Below are 24,252 nucleotides of genomic sequence, written 5' to 3' on the forward strand. Positions count from 1 at the left end.
ACGGGTCCATCCCAACATGCCGGTTAGGCTCGGCGCATGAGCACCCCGCGGCTGGCCGATCGCCGTCCCGAACTCTCGCCGGACGAGATGGTCGGTGCGATGACCCCGCCGCCCCGGTTCGACGAGGTCCGCTTCGACACCTACGTCCCCAACCCCGACGAGCCCAGCCAGGCCGCCGCGGTCGAGGCGTGCGGTGCCTTCGCCGAGCGGGTCGCCGCCGCCTCCAGCGGTGGCGGGTCCTGGTGGAAGTCGCTGTTCGGTGGGCGCAAGGCGGACCCGGGCAAGCCGGGGCTGTACCTCGACGGCGGTTTCGGCGTCGGCAAGACCCACCTGCTGGCATCGACCTGGCACGCGGTGCCCGGGCCCAAGAGCTACGGCACCTTCGTCGAGCTGACCAACCTGGTCGGCGCGCTCGGCTTCGCCGAGACCGTGCGCAGGCTCTCCGAGCACCGGCTGCTGGCCATCGACGAGTTCGAGCTCGACGACCCGGGCGACACCATGCTGGTGACCCAGCTCATCGCCAAGCTCAGCGACGCGGGCGTGCACGTCGCCGCGACGTCGAACACGCTGCCCGACAAGCTGGGGGAGGGCCGGTTCGCGGCGGTGGACTTCCTGCGCGAGATCCACGCGATGGCCGCCCGCTTCGATGTCGTGCGCGTGGACGGCCCGGACTACCGGCACCGCGGCCTGCCCGACGCGCCGGACCCGATGGGCGACGGCGAGCTCACCGAGCTGGCCGCGGCAACCGACGGCGCGACGCTCGACGACTTCGAGGAGCTCTGCGCCTTCCTCGCCCGCCTGCATCCGTCGAAGTACGGCCGCCTGGTCGACGGCGTGAGCGCGGTGCACCTGCGCGGAGTTCAGGCGGCACCGGACCAGGACGTGGCGCTGCGGCTGGTGGCGCTGGCGGACCGGCTCTACGACCGGGCGATCCCGGTCCGCGTCTCGGGCGAGTCGCTGCCGTCGCTGTTCACCGAGGAGATGCTGGCCGGCGGCTACCGCAAGAAGTACCTGCGGGCGACCAGCCGCCTCACCGCGCTGTCGCGCGATCTCGCCAAGTCCTGACCGCGCCGAACGGTGGTGGCCGCGTCCCTCCGGGCGCGGCCACTCGTGTCTCCGGACCTGCATGTCTAGGACGTGTTTCAGGGGTGGCTTGCTTAGTGGGGCGCTTGGCGGAGCCTCAGCCGCCTTCTCGCTCCGTCAGGCTGAGTCCCCCACCGCAGCGGCCGCTTGTGAAACAGAGCCTAACCGCTCGGTCAGTGTGCTGACCGAGCGGTTAGCATCGCCGGTGGCGGGAGTGGAGGCGGGGTATGGAGAGCACGCGGTGCTGCGTGGTCGGTGGCGGCCCGGCGGGGATGATGCTCGGCCTGCTGCTGGCCAGGGCCGGGGTCGAGGTCACCGTGCTGGAGAAGCACCGCGACTTCCTGCGGGACTTCCGCGGCGACACCGTGCACCCCTCGACCCTGCGCCTGCTCGACGACCTCGGGCTCGGGGAGCGGTTCGCCGCGCTGCCGCAGCGGAAGCTGGAACGGATGCGGATGCTGATCGGAGAGTCCACTGTGGTCGCCGCGGACTTCGGGCGGCTCCGGGGCCGCCGCAACTACATCGCGATGGTCCCGCAGTGGGATTTCCTCGACCTGCTTGCGAAAGCGGCGGCGGATGAGCCGTCGTTCACCCTGCGGATGTGCACCGAGGTCACGGGTCTGCGCTCGGAGGGCGGCCGCGTCACCGGCGTCCGCTACCTCGATGAGGACGGCAGCCCCGGCGAGCTCGCCGCGGACCTGACCGTCGGGTGCGACGGCCGCGACTCCGTGGTCCGCCGCTCGGCGGGGATGCGGTCCCGGGCGTTCGACATCCCGATGGACGTCTGGTCGGTGCGGGTTCGGGCGGTGCCCGGCTCCGGTGCGGGCGGGCAGGTGTTCGCCCGGTTCGCCGACGGCCAGGTCGCGGTCACGATGGACCGCGGCGACTACTTCCAGACCTCCTACCTGATCCGCAAGGGTGACGACGCCAGGCTGCGGGCGCGCGGGATCGAGTGGTTCCGGGGCGCGCTCGCGGAACTGTTCGGCTGGGCGCCGCACGTGCTGGAGGAGATCGGCTCCTTCGACGACGTCAAGCTGCTGGAGACCTCGATGGACCGGCTCCCGCGCTGGTACGCCGACGGCGTGCTCTGCATCGGCGACGCCGCGCACACGATGTCGCCGGTCGGCGGGGTCGGCGTGAACCTCGCGGTGCAGGACGCGGCGGCGACCGCCCGGCTGCTGGCGGAGCCGCTGCTGCGCGGCACCATCGGCGTCGCCGACCTCGCGCGGGTGCAGCGGCGGCGCCTGCTGCCGACGGCCGTGGCGCAGCGGTTGCAGCTCGGCGAGCACGAGATGCTGTTGCGGCCCGCGCTCGAAGGCACCCTCGGCACGAAGCGACTGCCGTTTCCGATGCGGCTCCTGCGGCGGTTCCCGGCGCTCGGTGCGGTGACTGCCTACGTCGGCGGTGTCGGCGTCCGCCCGGAGCGCGCACCCGGCTTCGCCCGGCGCGCGCGGCGTTAGGCCGCTCGGCGGTCGATCGCGAGTATGACGAAGGACTCCAGCTCCTCCGTCGCGGCGTCCAGGTCGAGCTCCGGATCGGCCAGCCACTGGCTGACCACGCCGTCGATGGCTCCGCCGATCGCAAGCGCGATGGTGGTGGTGTCGAAGTCGCGCAGCAGCCCGGCTTCCTGCCCCGCCGCGAGCAGGTCGGCCAGGCCCCGCAACCGGCCTCCGGCCTCGTGCGAGCCCGGCGCCTTGAGCCGCGTCCCGCCCTTGTCGTCGAGCAGCACCTCGGTGATCAGCCGGATGTGGCGGCGGTTGTCGCGGCTGTAGGAGATCATCGCCCGCACGTAGGCCAGCACCGCCTCGCGCGCGTCGGCGGCCCGTTCCACCCGCTCCATGACGTAGGCGGTGTACTGCTCGAAGACGTGTTGGAGCGTCGCCTCGGTCAGGTTGTCCTTCGAGGAGAAGTGGTAGAGCACCGCCGCCTTGGAGATCCCGGCGGCCTCGGCGATCGCCGACAGGGAGGTACCGGTGTAGCCGCGCACCGAGATCAGCTCGATCGTGCTGTCAATGATCTGCCTGCGGCGGGCCCGCTCGGTGAAGGTCGCAGCGGTGCGCCGCGGACCGGGGCGGGATGCCGTCACGGCGCTCTCCTCGGATCGGCGGGCGGCCCCCGGCCGGTTCGCCGGTGGCCGCCCCGATCCTAGGCGCCACACCGCATCCGCCCGCCACGCCGCATCCGCCCGCCACACGGCGGTCGACCCGGTATGCGGCGGCCGACCCGCCACACCGCATCCGCCCGCGACGCGGCGGATCCGCGACGCGGTGGCGGGTCAGCGTCCGGTCAGGACCTCGGCGACGGCGTCGATGCCGGCGTCCAGGTCGGCGCGGCTGATCACCAGCGGCGGCGCGATGCGCAGCGTGGTGTCCTGCGTCTCCTTGCACAGCACGCCGCGTTCGGCGAGCGCGGTGCTGGCCTGGCGGCCCGTCGGTCCGCCGGGCTCGATCTCCACCCCGGCCCACAGGCCCCGCCCGCGCACCTCGGCGACGCCTTGGCCGACCAGCTCGCCGAGACGCCGGTGCAGGTGGGCGCCGAGCTCGCGGGAACGCCGCTGGAACTCGCCGGTGCGCAGCAGCGCGATCACCGCGCGGCCGACGGCGCAGGCCAGCGGGTTGCCGCCGAAGGTGGAGCCGTGCTCGCCGGGGCGCAGAACGCCCAGCACCTCGCGCCGCCCGACGACCGCCGACACCGGCATGATGCCGCCGCCGAGCGCCTTGCCCAGGGTGTAGAGGTCGGCGCGGATCCCGTCGTGCTCGCTGGCCAGCAGCTCGCCGGTGCGTGCCAGGCCGGACTGGATCTCGTCGGCGATCAGCAGGACCTCGTTGTCGTCGCACAGCGCGCGCAACCGCGGCAGGTAGTCGGCGGGCGGCACCAGCACGCCCGCCTCGCCCTGGATGGGCTCCACCAGCACGGCGGCGGTGCGTTCGGTGATCGCGGCCTCGACGGCGTCGGCGTCGCCGTAGGGGGTGATGACGAATCCGGGGGTGAAGGGGCCGAAGTCCGAACGCGCGGTCGGGTCGGTGGAGAACGAGACGATGGTGGTGGTGCGGCCGTGGAAGTTGGAGCCCGCGACGACGATCTCCGCGCGGTCCTCCGGCACGCCCTTGACCTGGTAGGCCCACTTGCGGGCGACCTTGATCGCCGACTCCACCGCCTCGGCGCCGGAGTTCATCGGCAGCACCATGTCGGTGCCGGTCAGCTCGGCCAGCTCCGCGCAGAACGGCCCGAACTGGTCGTGGTGGAAGGCGCGGCTGGTCAGCGTGACGCGACCGAGCTGCTCGGTGGCCGCGGCGACCAGGTCGGGGTGGCCGTGGCCGAAGTTCAGCGCCGAGTAGCCGGCGAGGAAGTCCAGGTAGCGGCGTCCGTCCACATCGGTCATCCACGCGCCCGAGGCTTCGGCGATCACCACGGGGAGCGGGTGGTAGTTGTGCGCGCTGTAGTGGTCGGCGAGTCCGAGGAACCGGTCGGTGGCGTCGGTCGTGGTGGTGTCGGCCTGCGCGGGGACACGCGATGGGGCGGCAGTCATGGGCATAGGTTATGTGCCCGGCACCGTCGAATTCAGCCGCGAGATGTTGCTTGTTCCGGTGCTTCGTTGCGTGATGAACGAGTCCCGCGGTGAAACGTTGTCGACACGGGCTCGGCCGGGCGGTCCCTGGGATCCTGGTCGGAAGCAGACGTGCGGAGGAGGAGTGGATGCCGGACAACGGCGAGTACCGGATGTATGTCGGCGCTTACACGGCGGACGAGTCGAAGGCGGACGGGATCAGGCTCGCCGTCGCCGACGGCACGGGGGCGGTGCGGTGCACCGACGTCGTGCACACGGCCGCCGACCCGTCGTTCCTCGCGCTCTCGCCGGACGGCTCGACGCTGTTCGCGGTCAGCGAGGTCTGGGAGGGCCGGGTCCTGTCGTTCGCGGTGTGCGACGACGGCTCGCTGCGGGAGGTCAACTCGCAGCCGACGCTGGGTTCGGGGCCCTGCCACCTCAGCGTCCACCCGTCCGGCCGGTTCCTGCTGACGGCCAACTACGTTTCCGGCAACGTCGTGGTGCACCCCGTCGCCGAAGGCGGGGTGCTGCGCGAGCCGTGCCACGTGGTCCAGCACAGCGGCAGCGGGCCGAGCGACCGCCAGGACGGCCCGCACGCCCACCAGGTGCTTTCCGACCCGACCGGGAAGCGGGTGCTCGCCGCAGACCTCGGGACCGACTCGGTCTACGTCTACGACTTCGACGCGGAGTCCGGGCACCTGGCGATCCGGACCGAGGTGACGGTGGCGGCGGGCGCGGGCCCGCGCCACCTGGCGTTCCACCCGTCTGGCACCCGCTTCTACCTGCTCAACGAGCTGGCTTTGGCGCTGACCGAGGTCGCCTACGACCCGGAGACCGGTGCGGCCGAAGCCGGACGCACCCTGCCGACGGTGCCCGACGACCACCGGGAGAAGAGCCTGGCCGCGGAAGTGGTCGTCTCGCCGGACGGCCGGTTCGCCTTCGCCTCCAACCGGGGGCACGACAGCATCGCGGTGTTCGGCTGCGACGACTTCCGGCTGCTCGGCATCCATCCCGCGGGCGTCGCCGGCCCCAGGCACATCGCGCTGTCCCCGGACGGCGCGGTGCTCTTCGCGGCCGGTCAGGACAGCGGCACCCTGCGGGCGTTGCGGGTTCGCGGCGACGGGGGACTGGAGCCGGTCGGCGAGCCCGTGGAGACGCCGGCGCCGGTCTGCCTGCTGCCCGTCGCCTGACCCCCGAAGCCGGCTCGGCCAAGGCGGGGACCGCCGCCAGCCGTTGGACGACCGTGCCCGGCGCGTTGGAACAACGTGCTCTTCGTCCGTCCAAGTGATGGCGAGCTATGCGGACATGGAGCTGGACCGCACGGCGGAGAAACGGACGTGGAGCCCAAGCTGATCACCCCCGCCAGGTGCCCATCTGGGTGCCGGGGCAGCTCACGGTCCGAAATCCCGAGCAAGGCTGGTCGGGGATGTCGGTGCGCGGCTACCGGTACCTGGGCTCGGACGTCGACGTCCCTCCGGTCCGCGACTTCGTCGTGGTCGCGTTCCACCACGGCCACACCGATCTGCACCGAAAGATCGACGGGCACCTCGTCCCGTGCCCGCCGGCGAAATTCCACACGATGCTGTCCGCCCGGAACCTGTGACCAGTGCGTCAGCGCCTGCTGGCCGTGACGTTTTCCAAGAAGCCCTACAGCAGCGTCTGCTGCCCGTCCATCTCGGTGCTGAGCGCGTCGATCCGGGAACGCACGAGGCGCCCGTACCCGTCCTCGGGCAGCATCCGCTCGGTTTGCCGGGCGGCCTCGAGCTGACGGCGGGCGTCTTCCCCGCGGCCGAGCTCGTGCAGCGCGCGGGCGGCGTTGACGTGCAGCGACGCTCGCAGCGGAGCCACCGGGGAGGCATCGGCGTGCTGCGGGGTTACTTCGGCGGCGGCCTCCAGCGCACGCTCGTCCCACCGCAGCTCCTCGGCCGGGCCGTCCTGCAGGTCGGCCATGTAGTGCGCGACCGATACGCGGTGCAGCGGGCGACCGTGCTCGACCTGGGACCACAGTCGTTCGTAGGCGGACGCGGCCTGCTCCCGACGCCCCTGCAGAGCGGCCTGCTGCACCTGGGCGATCGTGGCCATGATCGGGTCGTCCACCGGCACCGCCGCATCCGCACCCGCCGTCGCGGCCGGTTCGTCCGCGCTGCCGGCCTCCTTCTGACGCAGGCCCTTGATGATCTCGTAGGAGCCGCGTACGCACCCGCCGCAGATCCACACGCCCGGCCCGCTGACCAGGTGCTCGACCTCCGCGGTACCGGCCCCGCAGAAGGAGCACGCCGGGTTGGACCCGGTGCCTTCGGGTGCGTCCATGAGTCCTCCCGTCGTCCAGCCGTCCGGAACGGCCGCAGCGTCAATGTCTCACCCGAACGGATGGGCCCGGCACACGGCCTAGAGCAGCTTTTGGTCGTAGCGGCCGGGCGCGTACTGCTGGAGGGCCAGCCGCACGCGCTTGGCCTCCTGCCGCCTGGTCCACCAGCCACCGGTCGCGCCGATCGGGAACACCCTGGTCCCGCCGTGGTAGCTGCGGGTCCGGTGCCACAGGTTCGAGCGGGGCTCGGGGATTCCATCGGCGAGCCAGACGGCCACCGACTGCTTCTTGCCGCGTCCCACGACACCGACGTGCCGGACGTGCGACCAGGGGATCTCCCTGCCGAGGCCGAGTCGCGAGACGCGCAGGCCGTCACTGTTGACCTTCAGCCGCAGGCTGGGCATGACGACGCGCAGCAGCGACCATCCGGCGCTGATGGCCAGCAGCAGCATGCCCAGGTTGAACAGCCCGCGCACGTTCGGGTTGGTGCCGATCGCGCTGCTCAGCTCGCGTGCGCCGATCATCAGCAGCACGATCACCACGGCCGAGACGAGCGCACCGACCCTGCCGCCGGTGGCGAACGTCGGTCCCGGGACATCGGCGCGCACCCTGGCCACGGCGGCCTGCGTCTGCGCGGTCTGGCGGGGCCGGGCGGGCACGATCTTGTCCCGCTGCGGCTGGACCTGCTGCTCTGCCACCGGCTGCGCCTGCTGCTGAGCCGCGGGCTGCACCTGCTGCGGAGACGCCGGCTGGGCCGGTGTGAACGTGCGGGTGACCGGCCTGGGCTCGGCGGTGGCCTGGACGCGCGGCTGCGCAGGCGGCGCGGGAGCCTGCCCCGCGGGCGGGATCGGCGCCTGCGCCTGGTTCGGCGTGGGCGCCTGGACCTGCGGTTGCGGCTGGGCCTGCGTGTAGGCGCGCGTCGCGGGTTTGGGTTCGGCGGGTGCGTCGGCCAGCGCTGCCGCCGACGCCGTGCGCTGGAGCTCGGTCGCGTGCTCGGTGATCACCGCCGTGATCGCCGGGGGAAGCCATTGGCTGCCCTGCGGGCTCTGCTCCCCGACCCCGTCTAGCAACTGCGCGGGCGTCGGCCGTTGCGCGGGGTCCTTGGCCAGGCACGACGCCAGCAGGGGACGCAGCCCGTCGGGCACCTCGTCGAGGTCCGGCTCGGTGTGCACGACCCGGTAGAGCATGGCGGCGGTGTTCTCGTTGCCGAACGGCCCCATCCCGGTCGCGGCGAACACCAGCACCGCGCCCAGGGAGAACACGTCGCTGGGCGGGCCGACCTCGTTGCCGACGGTCTGCTCCGGGGAGAAGAAGCCGGGCGTGCCCAGGAACATGCCGGTCGCGGTGAGGGCGTTGCCGGTCATCGCGCGGGAGATGCCGAAGTCGATGACCCGCGGCCCGTCCGGGCCGAGCAGCACGTTGGCCGGTTTGAGGTCGCGGTGCACCAGGTCAGCCCGGTGGATGGCCGCCAGCGCCTCGGCCAGCCCGGCCGCCAGGCTGCGCACGGTGTGCTCGGGCAGCGCGCCGTGGTCGGCCACGGCCTGGTGCAGCGTCGGCCCCGGGACGTACTCGGTGGCCAGCCAGGGTTGCTCGGCCTCGGTGTCGGCGTCGACGACGGTGGCCGTCCAGAAACCGCCGACCGAGCGGGCCATCTGCACCTCGCGCCGGAACCGCTCCCGGAACTCGGTGTCGTCGGCCAGGTCGGGCCGGACGAGCTTGACCGCCACCACCCGTCCGCCGCGGGACCGCGCGAGGTATACCGCCCCCATCGCTCCTCTGCCGAGCCGTGCGAGCAACCGGTAGTCGCCGACTCTGGTGGGCTCGCTGGTCAACAGCGGCTGCACGTGTCGTCCCCTCCTGTCCTGCGCGGCCCGGCCGTCACCGATGCGGCCGTACCGACGAGCTTACGGATGCCGCCGATGTCCATGGGCCGATCGGGTCATCCGGCTGCGATCGGCACCACTCATCGGGTGTCACCCGCGAGGTTGGCGAACGGGTGCGTCCGACAGCCGGTGCGGCTCCGCGGTGGCAACGCGAGCGCCGCCGGCGGCGTCGGCCACCCAGCGGTTGTCGGTCCTCCTTGCCATTCTGAGGCGACTTGGGCCGCCGCCACGCAGGTCCGCTCCCGCGCCGACGCGGCGCCCGCACGCACTCGCCCGGAAGGACCACCCATGTTCAGGACCACCGATGTCGGCGCGCCGATCTGGCTCGACCTGGGCACGCCCGACACCGAGGCGGCCGCCGCCTTCTACCGCAGGCTCTTCGGCTGGCGGTTGCAGAGCGCGGGACCCGACGCAGGCGGCTACGGCTTCTTCATGCTCGACGGCAGGATGGTCGGGGCGATCGGGCCGCTGACCGAGCAGGGCGCGACCTCGGCGTGGACGGTGTACTTCCGCACCGCCGACGCCGACGCCACCGCCGGTGCCGTCGTGCAGGCGGGCGGCGAGGTGCGCGTCGGCCCGCTGGACGTCTTCGACCAGGGCAGGATGGCGGCCCTGACCGACAGCGCGGGCGCCCGCTTCGGGGTGTGGCAGCCGAAGCGCAACACCGGCCTGGAGGTGGTCGGCGAGCCCGGCGCGCTGGCGTGGACCGAGCTGTACACACCGGACGCCGGCAAGGCGGGGGAGTTCTACCGGTCGGTCTTCGGCTGGCGCGTCGACGACGCGTCGATGCCGGGGGTCACCTACGCCGTGGTGTCCGCCGCCGACGCGGGGCCCGACGGCGGGCACGGCGGCATCATGCAGCTGTCGCGGGAGAACCTCGACGCGGGCAGCGGACCGGAGTGGCACCCCTACGTCGAGGTCGCCGACTGCGACGCCGTGTTCGCCACCGCCACCGCCAACGGCGCCACCGAGCTGGTCGCGCCGGTGTCGGCGCCGAGGATCGGGCGGCTGGCCATGTTCCTCGACCCCTTCGGCGCACAGCTCGCGGTGATCACCAGCGAGAGCAGCTGAAACCACCTCGCGCCCGACGGCCCCGGCACGGGCCGGGGCCGTAGGCGTCCGCCGCCGGGGTCGCGCGGCGATGACGCGGATGTTCGCGAGCAACGATCTGGTAATCGGTTACTTGGCTCTGTTCCAACCCTTTCGACGCTCTGGTGTAGTGGGTATGCTCCGGCCCACGCGATCCGGAGCGGACCGATCAACGCCGATCGAGGGGAGCGACCGTGACGCCGAACGCAGACAGCCCAGTCGCGGTGGCGTTGCGCGGGGTGGGCAAGCGGTTCCCCGGCGTGGTCGCCGTCTCCGATGTGGACCTGGAAGTCTTCGCCGGCGAGGTCCACGTGTTCGCCGGTGAGAACGGCGCGGGCAAGTCGACGCTGATGAAGCTCATCGCCCAGGTCGAGCCGCCCAGCTCGGGACGCATCGAGCTGGCGGGCGCGCCGGTGAGCTACCAGGGCCCCGGCGCCGCGCGCGGGCTCGGCGTGTCGATGGTGCACCAGGAGTTCGCGCTCGCCCCGGACCTCTCGGTCGCCGAGAACCTGTTCATCGGCGACGAACCCGGCGGGTTCGGCTGGATCTCGCGAGGCAGGGAACGCCGCGCCGCCGCGGAACTGCTGGCCCGCGTCGGCCTGGACGTCGACCCCGGCAGGCGGGTCGGCCTGCTGTCCACTGCGGAACAGCAGCGGGTGGAGCTGGCCAAGGCGCTCGCCGTGCGGGCCAAGGTGCTCATCCTGGACGAGCCGACCGCGACGCTGACCGAGCGCGAGACCGCGGAGCTGTTCGCCATCGTCCGCGAGCTGACCGCGCAGGGCATCGCCGTCCTCTACATCTCGCACCGGCTGGACGAGATCTTCGAGATCGGCGACCGGGTGACCGTGATGCGCGACGGCGCGGTGGTCGACACCCACCCGGTGTCCGAACTGGACGAAGCCAGGCTGGTCCAGCTCATGGTCGGCCGCGACGTGGAGAACCTCTACCCGCGAACCCATTCCGCGCCGGGGGAGGTGCGGCTGCGGGTCAGCGGCCTGAGCCGGGACGACGTCGTGCACGACGTGTCGTTCGACGTGCGGGCCGGCGAGATCGTCGGTCTGGCCGGGCTGGTCGGCGCCGGACGCACCGAACTGGCACGCGCGGTCTTCGGCGCGGAGCTTCCCGACGCCGGCACCGTCTCGCTGGACGGCAGGCGGCTGCGCATCCGCGGACCGGCCGACGCGATCGCCGCGGGCATCGGCTACCTCACCGAGAGCCGCAAGTCGGATGGTCTTGCCCTGCAGCTGGGGGTGGACAAGAACGTCACGATGGCGCGGCTGCCGATGCGCGCCGGGCTGATCGACCTGCGCGCCGAGCGCCGGGTCGCCGAGCGGGAGCGGGACTCCCTGCGCATCCGGGTGCCGTGGGTCGGCCGTCCGGTGCAGACGCTCTCCGGCGGCAACCAGCAGAAGGTGGTGCTCGCGCGCTGGCTGGAGACCGGAGCGGAGGTGCTGTTCTTCGACGAACCCGGGCGGGGCATGGACGTCGGGGCGAAGTCGGAGATGTTCCAGCAGATGGACGCGCTCGCCGGGCAGGGCAAGGCGATCGTGTTCATCTCCAGCTACCTCCCGGAACTGCTGAACATGTGCGACCGGATCCTGGTGATGCGCGGCGGCCGGATCACCGGCGAGGTCCCGCGCGCGGAGTTCTCCGAGGAACGCGTCGTCGCACTCGCGACCGGAGCGAAGGAAAACCATGGCTGAGCAGACGAAGGACCGCGGAGTGGTGGGCGGTCTGCTTGACCGCGCGTCCGGCGCGGTGTCCCAGGTCGCGGCGGCGGGCGCGCTGATCGTCGCCTTCATCGCGCTCTCGTTCGTCGCACCGTCGTTCCTCACCGCCGACAACCTGTTCAACCTGGGCTCGCAGACCTCGGTGAACGCGGTGATGGCCGTCGGCGTGACGCTGGTGATCATCACCGGCGGCATCGACCTGTCGGTCGGCTCGGTGGCCGCGCTCTCCGGCGTGCTCGGCGTGATGCTGATGGCCGACTTCGGCTTCAACCCGCTGATCGGCGTCCTCGGCGGGATCGCCGTCGGCGCGATCGCGGGCCTGATCAACGGGTTGCTGGTGTCGGTGGTGGGACTGCCGCCGTTCATCGCCACGCTCGGCATGCTCAGCGTCGGCCGCGGCCTGGTGCTCATCTTCACCGGAGCGGTCGCGGTGTTCGGCGCACCGGAGTCGTTCCGGTTGCTGGGGCAGGGCGTCATCGGGGTGATCCCGATCCCGATCGTGCTGATCGCGGTGGTCGCGGTGGCCGGGCACCTCGTGCTCACCAGGACGCGGCTCGGCCGCTACGCCTACGTCATGGGCTCCAACATGGAGGCCGCGCGCCTGTCCGGTGTGCCGGTGCGCAAGTACACCACCTCCGTCTACGTGCTCTCGGGCGCGCTGGCCGGGCTGGGCGGGATGATCGCCGCCTCGCGCATCAACTCCGGGCAGCCGAACTTCGGCGAGGGGCTGGAGCTGGACGTGATCGCCGCGGTCGTCATCGGCGGCGCGAGCCTGTTCGGCGGGCGCGGCACCGTGGTCGGCTCGCTGATCGGCGCGTTCCTCGTCGCGGTCATCCGCAACGGCGCCGTGCAGCTCGACATCAGCACCTTCTACCAGAACGTGCTGATCGGCGTGATCATCTGGCTCGCCGTGTGGTGGGACCGCTACCAGCGGCGCAAGCTCACCGGTGACGCCGGTTAGCACCACCGCCGCGGGCGTGCGGGGCGGGAAGACGTCGGTACCCAGGGAGGGGCCCATGAGGAAGGTTCTGGCAACCGGTTGCCTGCTGGCGCTGTCGGTGGTGGCCACGTCGTGCTCGGTCGGTGTCCGCGAGCAGACCGGTGACAACGCGGCGAAGGAAGGTCCGGTCAAGATCGCGGTCGTGCCCAAGGCGATCGGCTTCGACTTCTGGGAGCAGGTGCGCGTCGGCGCCGAGTGCGCGGCGTCCAAGCAGCCCGACGTCAAGGTGCACTGGGACGGCGTGCCGGCCGAGAGCGACGTCAGCGGGCAGCAGAACCTGTTGCAGGACCTGCTGTCCAAGGGCGACGTCAACGGCCTGGTCTACGCGGCGACCGACGCCAAGGCGCTGTCCGACATCACCAGGACCGCCACCCAGCAGGGCACGACGGTGGTCAACATGGACTCCGGTACCAACCCGCAGCCGCCGGACGTGCCGGTTTTCGCGACCAACAACGTCGCGGCGGCCGAGCAGGGCACCGACTTGCTGGCCAAGGAGCTCGGCGGCCAGGGCAAGGTCGCCTTCATCGAGTTCCAGCCCGGTACCAGCACGAACGAGACGCGCGCCGAGGGCTTCAGGCGGGGGCTGGCCAGGAACCCGGGGCTGAAGCTGGTCGCGCAGCAGTCCAGCGAGAGCGACTACAACACGGCGCTGCAGGTCACCCAGGACATCCTGACCGCAAACCCGGACCTCAACGGCATCTACGCCGCCAACGAGCCGAGCGTGCTCGGCGCGGCCGAGGCGGTGCGGCAGGCGGGCAAGACCGGCCAGGTCAAGATCATCGGCTGGGACACCTCGGAGGGCGAGATCAACGCCCTGCGGGAAGGCGTGATCACCGGTCTCATCGCGCAGAACCCGTTCAAGATGGGCTTCGCCTCGGTGGACGCCGCGATCGCGAAGATCCGCGCCCAGCAGCGGCCGGCTCCGGCGACCGACACCGGGTCGATGCTGCTCACCAAGGAGAACCTCGACAGCCCCGAGGTGCAGAAGCTGCTCAACCCGAGCTGCGAGAACCCGCCGCAGTGAGCGGCCGGTGAACCAGCCGGCAGCGGCCGGTGACCCCGTCGGTCACCGGCCGCCGGCTCGCACGGGAGGTGCGGTGACGCGAAGCCGTCAGGCCGTCTTGGCCTCGTCCACGTAGCGCTCCAGCGCGTCGGCGCCCGCGGCCGCTCCGCCCGACTCCTCGATCGCCTCGCGCATCCGGGACAGGGCTTCCCCGATCCGCGCGTCGTCGGCCACCGACTCGACGGCCGCGCGGATCGACGCCGCGTCCGGCTCCTCCAGCAGCCTGCCCAGCCCCAGCTCCGCCACCCGGCGCGCGTTGCGCCGCTGTTCGGGTACCTGCGGCGCGGCGACCATCGGCACCTCGTGGTACAGCGCCTCCATCGTCGAGCCCATGCCGCAGTGCGTGACGAACACGTCGGCCTCGCGCAACACCGCCAGTTGCGGGAAGTGCGGCCGCACTTCGACGTTTTCCGGCAGCGTGCCCAATGTGGACACTTCGAGGTGACTGCCGACCGACATCGCCACCTGCCACGGCGTCCCCTCGAACGCCTCCGCGCACGCGCGGAAGAAGTCGGGCCGCTCGTTGAAGACGGTGCCGAGCGAGACGAACACCAGCGGCGCGTCCGGACGCCGCGGTCGCCACCGCGACGCGTCCTCCGGCCGGGGTGACGGGCCGACGAAGTGGAACCGGTCGTCGAACGCCTCGCCCCCGGGCTGGAACCGCCTCGGTACGAACACCAGGTTCAGCGGCGCCATGACCTCGCTCATCGGGTCGGGCAGCGCGCCGACGCCGTGCTCGGCGGCGAAGTCGGTCATGGCCCGCCGCGCGGCGAGCAGGCGGGCGTCGCCGAAGTCGAACGCCTCGGGCATGAACGTCTCCGACAGCGGGGCGTCGTCGTGCCCGGTGAGGTTCGGCACCAGCGCGGCGGCGGGCACGCCGAGCGAGTCGGCGACCACGCGGCCGAACGGGTTGATGGCGTCGAAGCACACCACGTCCGGGCGTTCGGCGCCGAAGTGCTCCAGCATCACCGGCAGGTCGGCACGGGCGTTGGCGAGCACCCCTTCGAGCATCGCGGCGAGGTCGCCCGCGGTGAAGGCCGTGCCCGACAGCGGCCGATCCGGGATCTCCGAGGGCAGCGGCACCGGCTCGGCTCCGGCGGCCCGCACCGCCGGGACCATGCTCGCGCCGGTGGCGAAGCCGACCCGGTGCCCGCGCCGCACCAGCTCGGCGACCAGCGGGAGCGCGGGGTTGACGTGACCGGGTGCGGGAGGAACGAAGAAGGCCAGGTGCATGCTCGTCCGTCCACTGGTTCGGGAGGGGATGGCCATACCGTTGTACCCCGGATCCGAGTACCGCCGGAGGTGCGGCGGCCCGGCGGCGCGGGGTAGAACGTTGCGGTGTCAACCGTGATCGTCAGTCCGGTCGTGCAGGAGATCCTGGACCTGATCGGCATCTTCGCCTTCGGGCTCTCGGGTGCGCTGCTCGCGGTGCGCAAGCGTTTCGACGCCGTCGGCATCGCCGTGCTCGCCGAGGTGACGGCGCTCGGCGGCGGAGTGCTGCGCGACGTCGTCATCGGCGCGGTCCCACCGGTCGCCTTCACCGACATGGGTTACTTCGTGACCCCGCTCGTGGCTGCCGCGCTGACGTACTTCTGGCACCCGCGGCTGGCGCGCATCAACCGCTTCGTGCTGATCTTCGACGCCTTCGGGCTGGGCGTCTTCTGCGTGGCGGGGACGATCAAGGCGCTCAACTACGGCATGCACCCGCTGCCCGCCGCCGCGCTGGGCGTGATGACGGCGATCGGCGGCGGCGCGCTGCGCGACGTGCTCGCAGGCGAGGTCCCCGCCCTGCTGCACCCGGAGAGCGAGATCTACGCGGTGCCCGCGCTGCTCGGCAGCGCCCTGGTCGCCGGCCTCGCCGCCCTGCACCTGCTCAACCCCGTCACCAGCGGCCTCGCGGCCCTGATCGCCGTGACCGTCCGCCTGCTCGCCCTGCGCTTCGGCTGGCGCGCCCCGCTGGCCCGGGGTGTCGGCAGCGGGGACGGGGAGGGCTGAACGGGATCGGCCACGCATCCGCGCGCGGTCGCCGGCGAGTGTTGTCGGGGTTGGTGCGTACCGTGCGGCGCCATGACTCGTGAGGGACCGTTCTGGGACGTGCTGGAGGGGAGGGCGGACCCTCCGCCCGCGGCGAAGACCCTCGGGTTCGAGCTCGTCGAGGCGAACCCGGAGGAGGGGACCATCGAGGTTTCCTTCACGGCCGGTGAACGCTTCCTCAACCCGGTCGGCGTGGTGCAGGGCGGGTTCCTGGCCGCGATGCTGGACGACACGCTCGGCCCGGCTCTGGTGGCCACCCTGGAGGCGGGTCGGTTCGCCCCGACCACCGACCTGCACGTGCAGTTCCTTGCCCCGGCTCGACCAGGCCGTCTCGTCGGACGGGGCCGGATCGTCCGGCGTGGCGGGCAGATCGCGTTCCTCGCGGGCGAGCTGGTCGACAACACCGGCACGGTCGTCGCGACCGCGACCGCAACAGCCCTCATCCGGCCGGCGCGGGCCTGAGAGCCCGTCGGCGGCCGCCCAGCCCTGATCGCGTTCCTGCTCCACCTCTCCGCGCGACGCGTCCCAGCCGCCTTCGACCCCAGGAGTCCTCCCGCCGACCGTCAAGCGATCCCGGCAGACTGCCTGTCCCGCCCGCCGCTCATCCCTGCCCGCGGGCGCGCAGGAAGGCCAGGGCCTGGTCGGCGTGGGCGGTCATCCGGAACTCGCTGCGGATGACTTCCAGCACGGTGCGGTCCGTGCCTATGACGAAGGTGTGGCGCTTGACCGGCAGCGGTCCGAAGCGCCGCTTGACGCCGAACGCGCGTGCGACCTGGCCGTCGAAGTCCGACAGCAGGGGGAAGCCGAAGGAGTTGGCCTCGGCGAACCGGCGCTGCTTGGCGACCGGGTCGGTGCTCACGCCCACCGGCGCGGCCCCGACCGCCGCGAACTCTGCGGACAGGTCCCGGAAGTGGCACGATTCCGCGGTGCAGCCCGGTGTCATGGCCGCGGGGTAGAAGAACAGCACCACCGGGCAGTCGGTCGCCAGTTCGGAGAGCTTGCGCTCGGCCCCGTGCTGGTCCGGCAGGACGAAGTCCTCGGCGGTGTCGCCTGGTCGCATCGGTGTTCTCCATTCGCGGCGTTTGGCCGGATCGTATTCGGAATGCCCGTGTGGGTGATAGGAATCCCGGTTTGCGGCCTTCGGGGGAGGGTACGGAAGAGTCCGGACGGGAGTCGGGAGCCGGGGGTCGGGGGGCCCTATGGGAGTCGGGGGTCGGGGGGAAGGCTCGTCGTTGCGGCGGCGGGTCGCCATCGGGTTGTGCCTGCCCGTCGGTGCCGCGGCGCTGGTGATGGGCTTGGCCGAAGTCAGGGCGGTGACGCGACCGCCGATACCGGACGTCGAGGTGACGACGCCGGAGGTGACGCCCAAGGCGGCGCCGGAGGGACGCGCCGGGGCGGCGGTCCACGCCGTCGACGCCTGGGCGGCGGGCCGGGTCGACGGCCTGATGGAGGTGGCGGTGCTAGACCGGCGCACCGGTGAGTTCGCCAAGGGCGGCCGGGCGGACGCGCCGGTGTACTCGGCGTCGCTGGCGAAGCTGGTCGTGGCCATCGACGTGCTGGACCGGCGCCACGTGGTGCCGGTCGACGACCAGGCGCGGGCCTGGATCCGCCAGGCGCTCGGCCCGAGCGACGACAACGCCATGAACGCGCTGTGGGAACGCTTCGACGGTCCGGGCGCGGTTCGCCGGGTGGCCGAACGGCTCGACCTCACCGCGACGCGGCCACCGGACGACCTCGCCAGGTGGGGCGAGACGATCGTCTCCGCCGAGGACGTGGTGCGGGTGTTCGAGCACGTGCTCACCGACCTCCCGCCGGAGGACCGCGACTTCGTCATGGCGGCGCTGCGCGACGCCCCGGACGTCGCCGCCGGCGGGTTCGACCAGCACTACGGGCTCGAGGAGCTGCCGTCGGCGGAGGTGAAGTCCGCCTGGATGTGCTGCGTGCGGAACCAGACCAACATGCACAGCGCGGGGGTGACCGACACATCGCGGCGCTACGTCGTCGCGCTGCTGTCGTCCCAGCCCGTCTCCGGGGGATACGACGGGGCCAAGCGCAGGATTTCGGAGGCGACGGATGTCCTGCGGGCGGGACTCGAGGAGTGACCGGGACGTGGAGGCGCGACTCAGTCCAGCGCCTCCAGGAGCGGTCGCAGGGCGCTGAGTTCCACGGCGCCCGCGGGTTTGACCGGTGCCCGGGTGAGGATCAGCTTCGTCCGGCGCGTCGCGACGTCGTCGCCCATGACCGCCGCCAGGGTGCCGGCGAGCAGCTCCTCGGCCGCCTCCTCGCCGACCGCGGCGAGCATGGGGTGGAAGAAGTGCAGAACGGCGGTGTCGAGGTCGGGGTGGTGCTCCACCGCCACCCGCAGGCCCGTCAGCTCGATCTCGAGATCACCGCATCCGGTGGCAGGGGCGGGGGTCTGCTCGCCGAGGCCGGTGTACTCCCACACCGCGTCGCGCGCGGGCGCGGCGGCGAGCACCGTGGTCGCGATCCGCCGCGCCTGCGGTGTCGTGCCGGTGAGGCCGAAGGCGTGCGCCGACTCCAGTCCCGGCCGCAGCGAGAAGCGCAGGTCCGGGTGCAGCGTGCCGAGGCGGTCGCGCAGCGGTTCGACGAAGTCCTGGATGCGCAGGTCGCCGATGGCTTCGGCGATCGGGTCGCGGGTGCGCTCCCACCACCGCCAGAACGCCGCGATCGTCTCCGGGCCCGGCACGCGTTCGGCTTCGGACATACCCAACTCCACCACACCTGGCCGCCGCCCGTGCCGGTGTTGAGAGTTTCCTTACCGCGGCAACGCCCGTTCGGGTGCTTGCGCGCACGTTCCTGTCCACTGTGGATGACCGACGAGCGGGCGGAACGCCGCCCGATCCGGATTCCGGGCGACCGGGTCCGAATCATGACAACCGGACAGGTTTCATCACGGCCGGGTAACGGTCCTTTGGCTTGACGGCTTGGAGATCCTAGCTTGAACCGAGTGAGCCGAGTCACAGGAGTCCGGATGGTCGTCCGGGCTCGCGTGCTCGCCGCGCTCGCGATGGCCGCGGTGCTCCTCGCCGGCGCGCTCACCGCCTGCACCGCACCGCGGGACGACCAGACGCTGACCTACTGGGCGAGCAACCAGGGCGCCAGCGCCGCGCAGGACCTGGAGATCCTGCGCCCAGAGCTGGACAAGTTCACCGCGCGCACCGGTATCGAGGTCGACGTCGAGGTGATCGCCTGGTCCGACCTGCTCAACCGCATCCTCGGCGCCGCGACCTCCGGCGTGGGCCCGGACGTGGTCAACCTCGGCAACACCTGGTCGGCGTCCCTGCAGGCCACCGGTGCGTTCGTGACCTTCGACGACGAGGTGATGCGCCGCCTCGGCGGTCGCGACCGGTTCGTCGCCAGCAGCATGACGTCCACCGGGATGGCGGGCCGGGAACCGTCGTCGGTACCGCTCTACGGCCTGTCCTACGGGCTTTTCTACAACAAGCGCCTCTTCGCCGAGGCCGGGATCACCACGCCGCCGCGCACCTGGGCGGAGTTCCTGGACGCTGCCCGCAGACTCACCGATCCGGCCCGCGACCGCCGCGGCCTGGTGCTCGCAGGGGCCAGCTACACCGAGAACGCGCACTTCGCGTTCATCTTCGGCAGGCAGCACGGAACGCACTTCATCGACGAACAGGGCCGGGCGACGTTCACCTCGCCGCCGGCCATCGACGCGGTGCAGCGCTACGTCGGGCTGATGAGCGAGCACGGCGTGGTCGAGGCCGACGACGCCGAGATCGGCACCACCTCCGAGGCGGTCTCGGAGTTCACCAACGGCCGCGCCGCGATGCTGATCGCGCAGAACAGCGCCATCGCCGCGATGCGCTCCAACGGCATGCCCGACGACGCCTACGGCGTGGCGCCGATGCCGGTTCCCGACCCGCTGCCGTCCGGAGGGCAGGCGGTGCGCAGCCACGTCGCGGGCAGCAACATCGCCGTGTTCGCCGACAGCCCCAAGCGGGAGCAGGCGTTGCGCCTGGTGGAGTTCCTGACCAGCGCCGAGGAGCAGCGCGTCCTCAACGGGGCCTACGGCACGCTGCCGGTGGTGCGGGACGCCTACGACGACCCCGCGTTCCGCAGCCCCACCAACGAGACCTTCGCCGGTGTGCTGGCGCGGAATTCCGAGCCGATGCCGATGATCCCCGCCGAGAGCCGGTTCGAGACGACGATCGGCGCCGCCATCCGCGACCTGTTCGCCAGGGCCGCCACCGGGCAGCCGGTGCGCCGCGAGGACGTGCGCGAGGCGCTGGCCGACGCCGAGCAGAAGATGAACGGCAGCGGGGGCGGGTGATGGCGGCGGTCGAGCAGCGCGACATCGAGCGTCCTCAGTGGACGGGCCGGCGGAGGTGGACACCGAGCCGCCGCGCGGTGCCCTACCTGCTGCTGGCGCCCGCGATGTTCTTCGAGCTGCTGGTGCACGTCGTCCCGATGCTCGGCGGGCTGTGGATGAGTTTCCTCCAGCTCAACCAGTTCTTCCTCCGCCACTGGCTCACCGCGCCGTGGGCGGGTCTGGACAACTACCGCTTCGCGGTGGACTTCGACAGCGCGGTCGGTGCCGAGCTGCTGCGCTCGTTCGCCACCACCGCGGCGTTCTCACTGATCACGGTCGCGTTGTCGTGGACGCTGGGGATGTTCGCCGCGACGCTGTTGCAGCGCGCGTTCCCGGGCCGGACCCTGCTGCGCGCGTTGCTGCTGGTCCCGTACGCGCTGCCGGTCTACACCGCGGCGATGATCTGGAAGTTCATGCTCGACCGGGGCGACGGCGTGGTCAACGCCGCGCTGTCCGGCCTGGGCGTGGGAGGGGAGAGCTTCTGGCTGCTCGGTGACAACGCGTTCGCCAGCCTGGTGGTCACAGCCGTGTGGCGGTTGTGGCCGTTCGCGTTCCTCGCTCTGATGGCGGGGATGCAGTCGATCCCGTCCGAGGTCTACGACGCCGCCGCGGTCGACGGCGCCGGGATCGGGCAGCGCTTCACCTCGATCACGCTGCCGATGCTGCGCCCGGTCAGCCAGGTCCTGGTGCTGGTGCTGTTCCTGTGGACGTTCAACGACTTCAACGTGCCCTACATCCTGTTCGACCAGTCGGTGCCGTCGGCGGCGAACCTGGTGTCCATCCACGTCTACCAGAACTCGTTCCTGACCTGGAACTTCGGCCTCGGCTCGGCGATGTCGACGCTGCTGCTGCTGTTCCTGCTGGCCGTCACCGCGCTCTACCTGCTCGTGACGTCGAGGAGGGCCCGCCATGCGTGAGCCCACGTGGTTCCGGGTGCTGCGGGTGGCCGGACTGAGCGCGCTCGTGCTGTTCACCGTGCTGCCGCTGTACGTGATGGTCACCTCGGCGGTCAAACCGCTCGACGACGTGCAGGACACCTTCCAGTGGCTGCCGTCGGAGATCACCTTCCAGCCCTTCGTGGACATGTGGTCGACGGTGTCGCTGGCGGACTACTTCGTCAACAGCGCGGTGGTGGCGCTGAGCGCGGCTTGCGCGTCGGTGCTCATCGCGGTCTTCGCCGCCTACGCCATCAGCCGGTACCGCTTCCGCGGCCGGGACCTGTTCCGCATCACGGTGCTGTCCACGCAGATGTTCCCCGGCATCCTGTTCCTGCTGCCGCTGTACCTGATCTACGCAACCATCGGGCAGGTGACGGGGGTGATGTTGCAGGGCAGCCACGTCGGTCTGGTCATCACCTACCTGACGTTCTCGCTGCCGTTCTCGATCTGGATGCTGGTCGGCTACTTCGACTCGATCCCCGCCGACCTCGACGAGGCCGCGCTGATCGACGGCGCCGGTCCGCTCGGGACGCTGCTGCGGGTCGTGCTGCCCGCCGCCAAGCCGGGCATCGCCGCGGTCGGCATCTACGCCTTCATGACGGCGTGGGGCGAAACGCTGTTCGCCTCGATCATGACCACTTCCGACTCCCGCACGCTGGCGGTCGGGCTGCGCGAGTACTCCAACGAGTCCTCGGTGTACTGGAACGAGGTGATGGCGGCCTCGCTGGTCGTCAGCATCCCGGTCGTCGTCGGTTTCCTGCTGCTCCAGCGGTACCTGGTCCAGGGCCTGACCGCCGGAGCCGTGAAGTGAAGGGGCGTGCCATGCGACGCAACTCCGCCAAGGTGCGGGTCGACGGCGAGCCCGCCGTCTGGCTGGGCGCCAACTTCTGGTCCCGCACCGGCGGGCCGCTGATGTGGCGCAACTACGACCCAGTGGTGGTGCGCTCCGAGCTGGAGGTGCTGGTCGAGAACGGCCTGCGCCAGACCCGCTCGTTCTTCTACTGGCCCGACTTCATGCCCGCACCCGATCGCATCGACGAGGAGAAGGCCGCGCACTTCGCCGACTTCCTCGACGCCCACACCGAAACCGGCATGACGTCCATCCCGACGTTCATCGTCGGCCACATGTCCGGCGACAACTGGGACCCGGCGTGGCGCGGCGGCCGCGACCTCTACGCCGACGTGTGGCTGGTGGCGCGGCAGGCGTGGTTCGTGGAGCGGATGAGCGAGCGCTTCGCCGAGCACCCCGCGGTGGCGGGGTGGCTGATCAGCAACGAGATGCCCATCTACGGGCGGTTGCGCCACGAGCCGGTCGCGCCCGCCGAGCACGTGCTGAGCTGGGCGCAACTGATGGTGCAGGCCGTCCGCGCGGGCGGTGCGCGCCAGCCGGTGTCGCTCGGCGACGGTGCCTGGGGCATCGAGGTGACCGGCGTGGACAACGGGTTCTCGGTGCGCGACACCGGCGCGCTCGTCGACTTCGTCGGGCCGCACGTCTACCGGATGGACAGCGACCCGGTGCGCCACCACCTCAACGCCGCGTTCGTCTGCGAACTGTCGGCGGTGGCGGGAAAGCCCGTGGTGCTGGAGGAGTTCGGGCTCTCCAGCGACCACGTCTCGGCGCAGAACGCGGGGCACTACTACCGGCAGACGCTGCACACGTCGCTGCTGGCCGGGGCGACCGGCTGGCTCGCGTGGAACAACACCGACTACGACGGCCTGGTGGCCCAGGAGCCCTACTCGCACCACCCGTTCGAGATGCACTTCGGCATCACCGACCACACCGGGACGCCGAAGACCCCGCTGCTGGAGCTGGACTCCTTCGCCCGCACACTCGACGCGGTCGACTTCCCGCGGTGCTCCAGGACCGACACCGACGTCGCGCTGCTGGTCAGCGAGTACCTCGAACACGGCTACCCGTACGCGCAGGCCGACGACCGGCCGCTCATCTTCACGACGCTGCGGCAGGGCTACGTCGCGGCGCGGGAGGCCGACCTGCCGGTCGGCTTCGTCCGGGAGCGCGACGGAGTCGAGGACTGCGCGCTGTACCTGCTGCCGTGCGTGAAGCAGATCCAGGGCCCGACCTGGCTCGCACTGCGCGAGCGCGTGGCGGCCGGGTCGGTGCTGTACCTGTCGTACTGCGCGGGCGAGGTCGAGCACCACAGGGGAGCGTGGCTGCCCTACCTGGACGAGACCTTCGGCGTCGAGAAGCAGCTCGCCTACGGGCTGGTGGACGCCGTCGAGGACGAGCACGTCGAGTTCACCTTCACCGAGGACTTCGGCGGGATCGAGGCCGGTGAGGTGCTGCGGTTCCGGGTCGGCGGCAACCAGCACAGCCGCACCTTCCTCCCGGTGGTGCCGCACGGGGCGAAGGTCGTCGCGACAGACGCCCACGGCCGTCCCGCGCTGCTGCGCCACGCGACCGGTGACGGGCAGGCGGTGCTCTGCACCTATCCGCTGGAGCACTTCGCGGCGAGCAACGCGCGGGTCAATCCCGAGCCCACGTACCGGATCTACGCGGCGTTGGCCGCCGTCGCGGGGGTGCGGCGACCGGTCGTGGTGGACCGGCCGGATGTCCTCGCCGACGTCCTCGAGCACGAGGACGGTCGCCGCTTCGCGTGGCTGGTCGGGCAGAACGCCGAACCGGTCGCGGTGACACCGCACGTCGAAGGCTCGCTGCACGACCTGATCACCGGCGCCGAAGTGCCCGAGATCGAGCTGCTGCCCTACGGCGTGCGGGTGCTCGAACTGCGACCGTCCCCCGGGCGTCCCTGAAGGACGTCGTTGATCGCGGCCGGCGCCGAGATCATGCACGCCATGCAGGGCATACCCGCGGGGTACAGCGACCACTCGCAGTCCCGCGCGACCACGACCGCACCGCAGTAGGCGGGCAGCTCGACCGGCACGCCGTCCAGGTCGTCAGGGATCGGAACCGCGTGGCAAACCCGATTGCGTTCCGGTGTGCCGGGATTCGCCAGCAGCCGGGCGAAGGCGATTCGACCGGTCATGCGTCGGGGTCCTGTCCGCGTGGACGGGATTCGGGGTGGCGGTCCCAGATCTCTTTCGTCGTCGCCTGCGTCCGTCGTTTCGCGCGCCAATTGCGAATCGGTTTTGTTTTGGTCTTGCGCCGCACATCGCACCAGATGGCGGCCGCGCACAACGTCAACGCCCACACCGTGATCGCGTAGAGCGGCAGCAGGGCGAGTTCTTGCTGAGAGCGCATGGATTT

At 71.7% G+C, this 24,252-nt stretch carries 24 protein-coding genes; 15 read left to right on the top strand and 9 right to left on the bottom strand.

What is annotated here, in order from left to right; all coding sequences use genetic code 11:
• Positions 1–36: 36 nt before the first annotated feature.
• Both zapE and SACE_RS09180 read left to right on the top strand, forming a co-directional pair.
• On the top strand, positions 37–1,065 hold the full coding sequence (gene zapE, locus SACE_RS09175; RefSeq protein WP_009942655.1) for a cell division protein ZapE: 1,029 nt from the start codon (positions 37–39) through the stop codon (positions 1,063–1,065).
• Positions 1,066–1,310: 245 nt separating this feature from the next.
• Positions 1,311–2,543, top strand: a complete 1,233-nt coding sequence (locus SACE_RS09180; protein WP_011873492.1) for an FAD-dependent oxidoreductase — start codon at positions 1,311–1,313, stop codon at positions 2,541–2,543.
• Here the strand turns inward: SACE_RS09180 and SACE_RS09185 are convergent.
• Complete coding sequence (locus SACE_RS09185; RefSeq protein WP_009942653.1) at positions 2,540–3,169, bottom strand: TetR/AcrR family transcriptional regulator; 630 nt, start codon at positions 3,167–3,169, stop codon at positions 2,540–2,542. The genes SACE_RS09180 and SACE_RS09185 overlap by 4 nt on opposite strands.
• A gap of 189 nt (positions 3,170–3,358) precedes the next feature.
• Positions 3,359–4,612, bottom strand: coding sequence for an ornithine--oxo-acid transaminase (gene rocD / locus SACE_RS09190; protein ID WP_009942652.1), 1,254 nt, complete (start codon positions 4,610–4,612; stop codon positions 3,359–3,361).
• A gap of 167 nt (positions 4,613–4,779) precedes the next feature.
• Between rocD and SACE_RS09195 the strand changes: the two genes are divergently transcribed.
• Positions 4,780–5,820 (top strand): lactonase family protein, encoded by a 1,041-nt coding sequence (locus tag SACE_RS09195; RefSeq protein WP_009942650.1) that lies wholly within the window; start codon positions 4,780–4,782, stop codon positions 5,818–5,820.
• A gap of 176 nt (positions 5,821–5,996) precedes the next feature.
• Positions 5,997–6,233 (top strand): hypothetical protein, encoded by a 237-nt coding sequence (locus tag SACE_RS37485; RefSeq protein ID WP_143538097.1) that lies wholly within the window; start codon positions 5,997–5,999, stop codon positions 6,231–6,233.
• A 44-nt stretch (positions 6,234–6,277) separates the two neighbouring features.
• Here the strand turns inward: SACE_RS37485 and SACE_RS09200 are convergent, their stop codons facing one another.
• The gene (locus SACE_RS09200) at positions 6,278–6,940 is read right to left on the bottom strand and encodes a ClpX C4-type zinc finger protein (RefSeq protein ID WP_009942648.1); all 663 of its coding nucleotides are present in this window, start codon (positions 6,938–6,940) and stop codon (positions 6,278–6,280) included.
• A gap of 78 nt (positions 6,941–7,018) precedes the next feature.
• Positions 7,019–8,782, bottom strand: a complete 1,764-nt coding sequence (locus tag SACE_RS09205) for a serine/threonine-protein kinase (RefSeq protein ID WP_009942647.1) — start codon at positions 8,780–8,782, stop codon at positions 7,019–7,021.
• Positions 8,783–9,109: 327 nt separating this feature from the next.
• On the opposite strand from SACE_RS09205, the gene SACE_RS09210 reads away from it, so the two are divergent.
• The 4 genes from SACE_RS09210 to SACE_RS09225 all read left to right on the top strand — a co-directional run bounded on the left by SACE_RS09210 (position 9,110) and on the right by SACE_RS09225 (position 13,664).
• A complete protein-coding gene (locus SACE_RS09210) occupies positions 9,110–9,892 on the top strand; it encodes a VOC family protein (RefSeq protein WP_009942645.1) in 783 nt (260 codons plus the stop codon).
• 212 nt (positions 9,893–10,104) lie between these two features.
• Positions 10,105–11,613, top strand: coding sequence for a sugar ABC transporter ATP-binding protein (locus tag SACE_RS09215; protein ID WP_029621376.1), 1,509 nt, complete (start codon positions 10,105–10,107; stop codon positions 11,611–11,613).
• Positions 11,606–12,601 carry an ABC transporter permease gene (locus SACE_RS09220; RefSeq protein ID WP_009942643.1) on the top strand — a complete coding sequence of 332 codons (996 nt, stop codon included), beginning with the start codon at positions 11,606–11,608 and terminating at the stop codon, positions 12,599–12,601. The genes SACE_RS09215 and SACE_RS09220 overlap by 8 nt, the downstream gene beginning before the upstream one ends.
• A gap of 55 nt (positions 12,602–12,656) precedes the next feature.
• Positions 12,657–13,664 carry a sugar ABC transporter substrate-binding protein gene (locus SACE_RS09225; RefSeq protein WP_009942641.1) on the top strand — a complete coding sequence of 336 codons (1,008 nt, stop codon included), beginning with the start codon at positions 12,657–12,659 and terminating at the stop codon, positions 13,662–13,664.
• 87 nt (positions 13,665–13,751) lie between these two features.
• Here the strand turns inward: SACE_RS09225 and SACE_RS09230 are convergent, their stop codons facing one another.
• Positions 13,752–14,936 (bottom strand): macrolide family glycosyltransferase, encoded by a 1,185-nt coding sequence (locus tag SACE_RS09230; protein ID WP_009942640.1) that lies wholly within the window; start codon positions 14,934–14,936, stop codon positions 13,752–13,754.
• A gap of 105 nt (positions 14,937–15,041) precedes the next feature.
• Here SACE_RS09230 and SACE_RS09235 point away from each other — a divergent pair, with 105 nt between their 5' ends.
• Positions 15,042–15,698 carry a trimeric intracellular cation channel family protein gene (locus SACE_RS09235; RefSeq protein ID WP_011873494.1) on the top strand — a complete coding sequence of 219 codons (657 nt, stop codon included), beginning with the start codon at positions 15,042–15,044 and terminating at the stop codon, positions 15,696–15,698.
• 72 nt (positions 15,699–15,770) lie between these two features.
• Entirely contained in the window at positions 15,771–16,199 is a 429-nt protein-coding gene (locus tag SACE_RS09240) for a PaaI family thioesterase (RefSeq protein WP_009942638.1), read from the top strand.
• A gap of 139 nt (positions 16,200–16,338) precedes the next feature.
• On the opposite strand, the gene SACE_RS09245 is transcribed toward SACE_RS09240, so the two are convergent.
• Entirely contained in the window at positions 16,339–16,797 is a 459-nt protein-coding gene (locus SACE_RS09245; RefSeq protein WP_009942636.1) for a peroxiredoxin, read from the bottom strand.
• Positions 16,798–16,969: 172 nt separating this feature from the next.
• On the opposite strand from SACE_RS09245, the gene SACE_RS09250 reads away from it, so the two are divergent.
• Positions 16,970–17,839 (top strand): serine hydrolase, encoded by an 870-nt coding sequence (locus SACE_RS09250; protein WP_009942635.1) that lies wholly within the window; start codon positions 16,970–16,972, stop codon positions 17,837–17,839.
• 20 nt (positions 17,840–17,859) lie between these two features.
• On the opposite strand, the gene SACE_RS09255 is transcribed toward SACE_RS09250, so the two are convergent.
• Positions 17,860–18,462: a hypothetical protein gene (locus SACE_RS09255; RefSeq protein WP_009942634.1), complete on the bottom strand. Its 603-nt coding sequence runs from the start codon at positions 18,460–18,462 to the stop codon at positions 17,860–17,862.
• A gap of 267 nt (positions 18,463–18,729) precedes the next feature.
• On the opposite strand from SACE_RS09255, the gene SACE_RS09260 reads away from it, so the two are divergent.
• From SACE_RS09260 to SACE_RS09275, 4 genes are read left to right on the top strand one after another with little or no spacing between them, the layout of a single operon-like run.
• On the top strand, positions 18,730–20,049 hold the full coding sequence (locus SACE_RS09260) for an extracellular solute-binding protein (RefSeq protein ID WP_009942633.1): 1,320 nt from the start codon (positions 18,730–18,732) through the stop codon (positions 20,047–20,049).
• Complete coding sequence (locus tag SACE_RS09265) at positions 20,049–21,005, top strand: carbohydrate ABC transporter permease (RefSeq protein WP_009942632.1); 957 nt, start codon at positions 20,049–20,051, stop codon at positions 21,003–21,005. The genes SACE_RS09260 and SACE_RS09265 overlap by 1 nt, the downstream gene beginning before the upstream one ends.
• Positions 20,998–21,837 carry a carbohydrate ABC transporter permease gene (locus tag SACE_RS09270; protein WP_009942631.1) on the top strand — a complete coding sequence of 280 codons (840 nt, stop codon included), beginning with the start codon at positions 20,998–21,000 and terminating at the stop codon, positions 21,835–21,837. The genes SACE_RS09265 and SACE_RS09270 overlap by 8 nt, the downstream gene beginning before the upstream one ends.
• 11 nt (positions 21,838–21,848) lie before the next feature.
• Positions 21,849–23,798, top strand: a complete 1,950-nt coding sequence (locus SACE_RS09275) for a beta-galactosidase trimerization domain-containing protein (RefSeq protein WP_009942629.1) — start codon at positions 21,849–21,851, stop codon at positions 23,796–23,798.
• On the opposite strand, the gene SACE_RS37490 is transcribed toward SACE_RS09275, so the two are convergent.
• On the bottom strand, positions 23,750–24,031 hold the full coding sequence (locus SACE_RS37490) for a hypothetical protein (RefSeq protein ID WP_029621375.1): 282 nt from the start codon (positions 24,029–24,031) through the stop codon (positions 23,750–23,752). The two genes, SACE_RS09275 and SACE_RS37490, sit on opposite strands and share 49 nt — an antisense overlap.
• The gene (locus SACE_RS37495) at positions 24,028–24,246 is read right to left on the bottom strand and encodes a hypothetical protein (protein WP_143538098.1); all 219 of its coding nucleotides are present in this window, start codon (positions 24,244–24,246) and stop codon (positions 24,028–24,030) included. The genes SACE_RS37490 and SACE_RS37495 overlap by 4 nt, the downstream gene beginning before the upstream one ends.
• Between the last annotated feature and the right edge of the window lie 6 nt (positions 24,247–24,252).

The organism is Saccharopolyspora erythraea NRRL 2338 (assembly GCF_000062885.1).
In the GTDB taxonomy this organism is placed as follows: Bacteria; Actinomycetota; Actinomycetes; order Mycobacteriales; family Pseudonocardiaceae; genus Saccharopolyspora_D; species Saccharopolyspora_D erythraea.

Bases quoted from the DNA above. Each gene is read 5' to 3' on its own strand.
- SACE_RS09200 (WP_009942648.1), bottom strand. From the start codon at position 6,940: ATGGACGCACCCGAAGGCACCGGGTCCAACCCGGCGTGCTCCTTCTGC.
- SACE_RS09270 (WP_009942631.1), top strand. From the start codon at position 20,998: ATGCGTGAGCCCACGTGGTTCCGGGTGCTGCGGGTGGCCGGACTGAGC.
- SACE_RS09240 (WP_009942638.1), top strand. From the start codon at position 15,771: ATGACTCGTGAGGGACCGTTCTGGGACGTGCTGGAGGGGAGGGCGGAC.
- SACE_RS09245 (WP_009942636.1), bottom strand. From the start codon at position 16,797: ATGCGACCAGGCGACACCGCCGAGGACTTCGTCCTGCCGGACCAGCAC.
- SACE_RS09225 (WP_009942641.1), top strand. From the start codon at position 12,657: ATGAGGAAGGTTCTGGCAACCGGTTGCCTGCTGGCGCTGTCGGTGGTG.
- SACE_RS37490 (WP_029621375.1), bottom strand. From the start codon at position 24,031: ATGACCGGTCGAATCGCCTTCGCCCGGCTGCTGGCGAATCCCGGCACA.
- SACE_RS09265 (WP_009942632.1), top strand. From the start codon at position 20,049: ATGGCGGCGGTCGAGCAGCGCGACATCGAGCGTCCTCAGTGGACGGGC.
- SACE_RS09210 (WP_009942645.1), top strand. From the start codon at position 9,110: ATGTTCAGGACCACCGATGTCGGCGCGCCGATCTGGCTCGACCTGGGC.
- zapE (WP_009942655.1), top strand. From the start codon at position 37: ATGAGCACCCCGCGGCTGGCCGATCGCCGTCCCGAACTCTCGCCGGAC.
- SACE_RS09180 (WP_011873492.1), top strand. From the start codon at position 1,311: ATGGAGAGCACGCGGTGCTGCGTGGTCGGTGGCGGCCCGGCGGGGATG.
- rocD (WP_009942652.1), bottom strand. From the start codon at position 4,612: ATGACTGCCGCCCCATCGCGTGTCCCCGCGCAGGCCGACACCACCACG.
- SACE_RS09255 (WP_009942634.1), bottom strand. From the start codon at position 18,462: ATGTCCGAAGCCGAACGCGTGCCGGGCCCGGAGACGATCGCGGCGTTC.
- SACE_RS09260 (WP_009942633.1), top strand. From the start codon at position 18,730: ATGGTCGTCCGGGCTCGCGTGCTCGCCGCGCTCGCGATGGCCGCGGTG.
- SACE_RS09275 (WP_009942629.1), top strand. From the start codon at position 21,849: ATGCGACGCAACTCCGCCAAGGTGCGGGTCGACGGCGAGCCCGCCGTC.
- SACE_RS09220 (WP_009942643.1), top strand. From the start codon at position 11,606: ATGGCTGAGCAGACGAAGGACCGCGGAGTGGTGGGCGGTCTGCTTGAC.
- SACE_RS37495 (WP_143538098.1), bottom strand. From the start codon at position 24,246: ATGCGCTCTCAGCAAGAACTCGCCCTGCTGCCGCTCTACGCGATCACG.
- SACE_RS09230 (WP_009942640.1), bottom strand. From the start codon at position 14,936: ATGCACCTGGCCTTCTTCGTTCCTCCCGCACCCGGTCACGTCAACCCC.
- SACE_RS09195 (WP_009942650.1), top strand. From the start codon at position 4,780: ATGCCGGACAACGGCGAGTACCGGATGTATGTCGGCGCTTACACGGCG.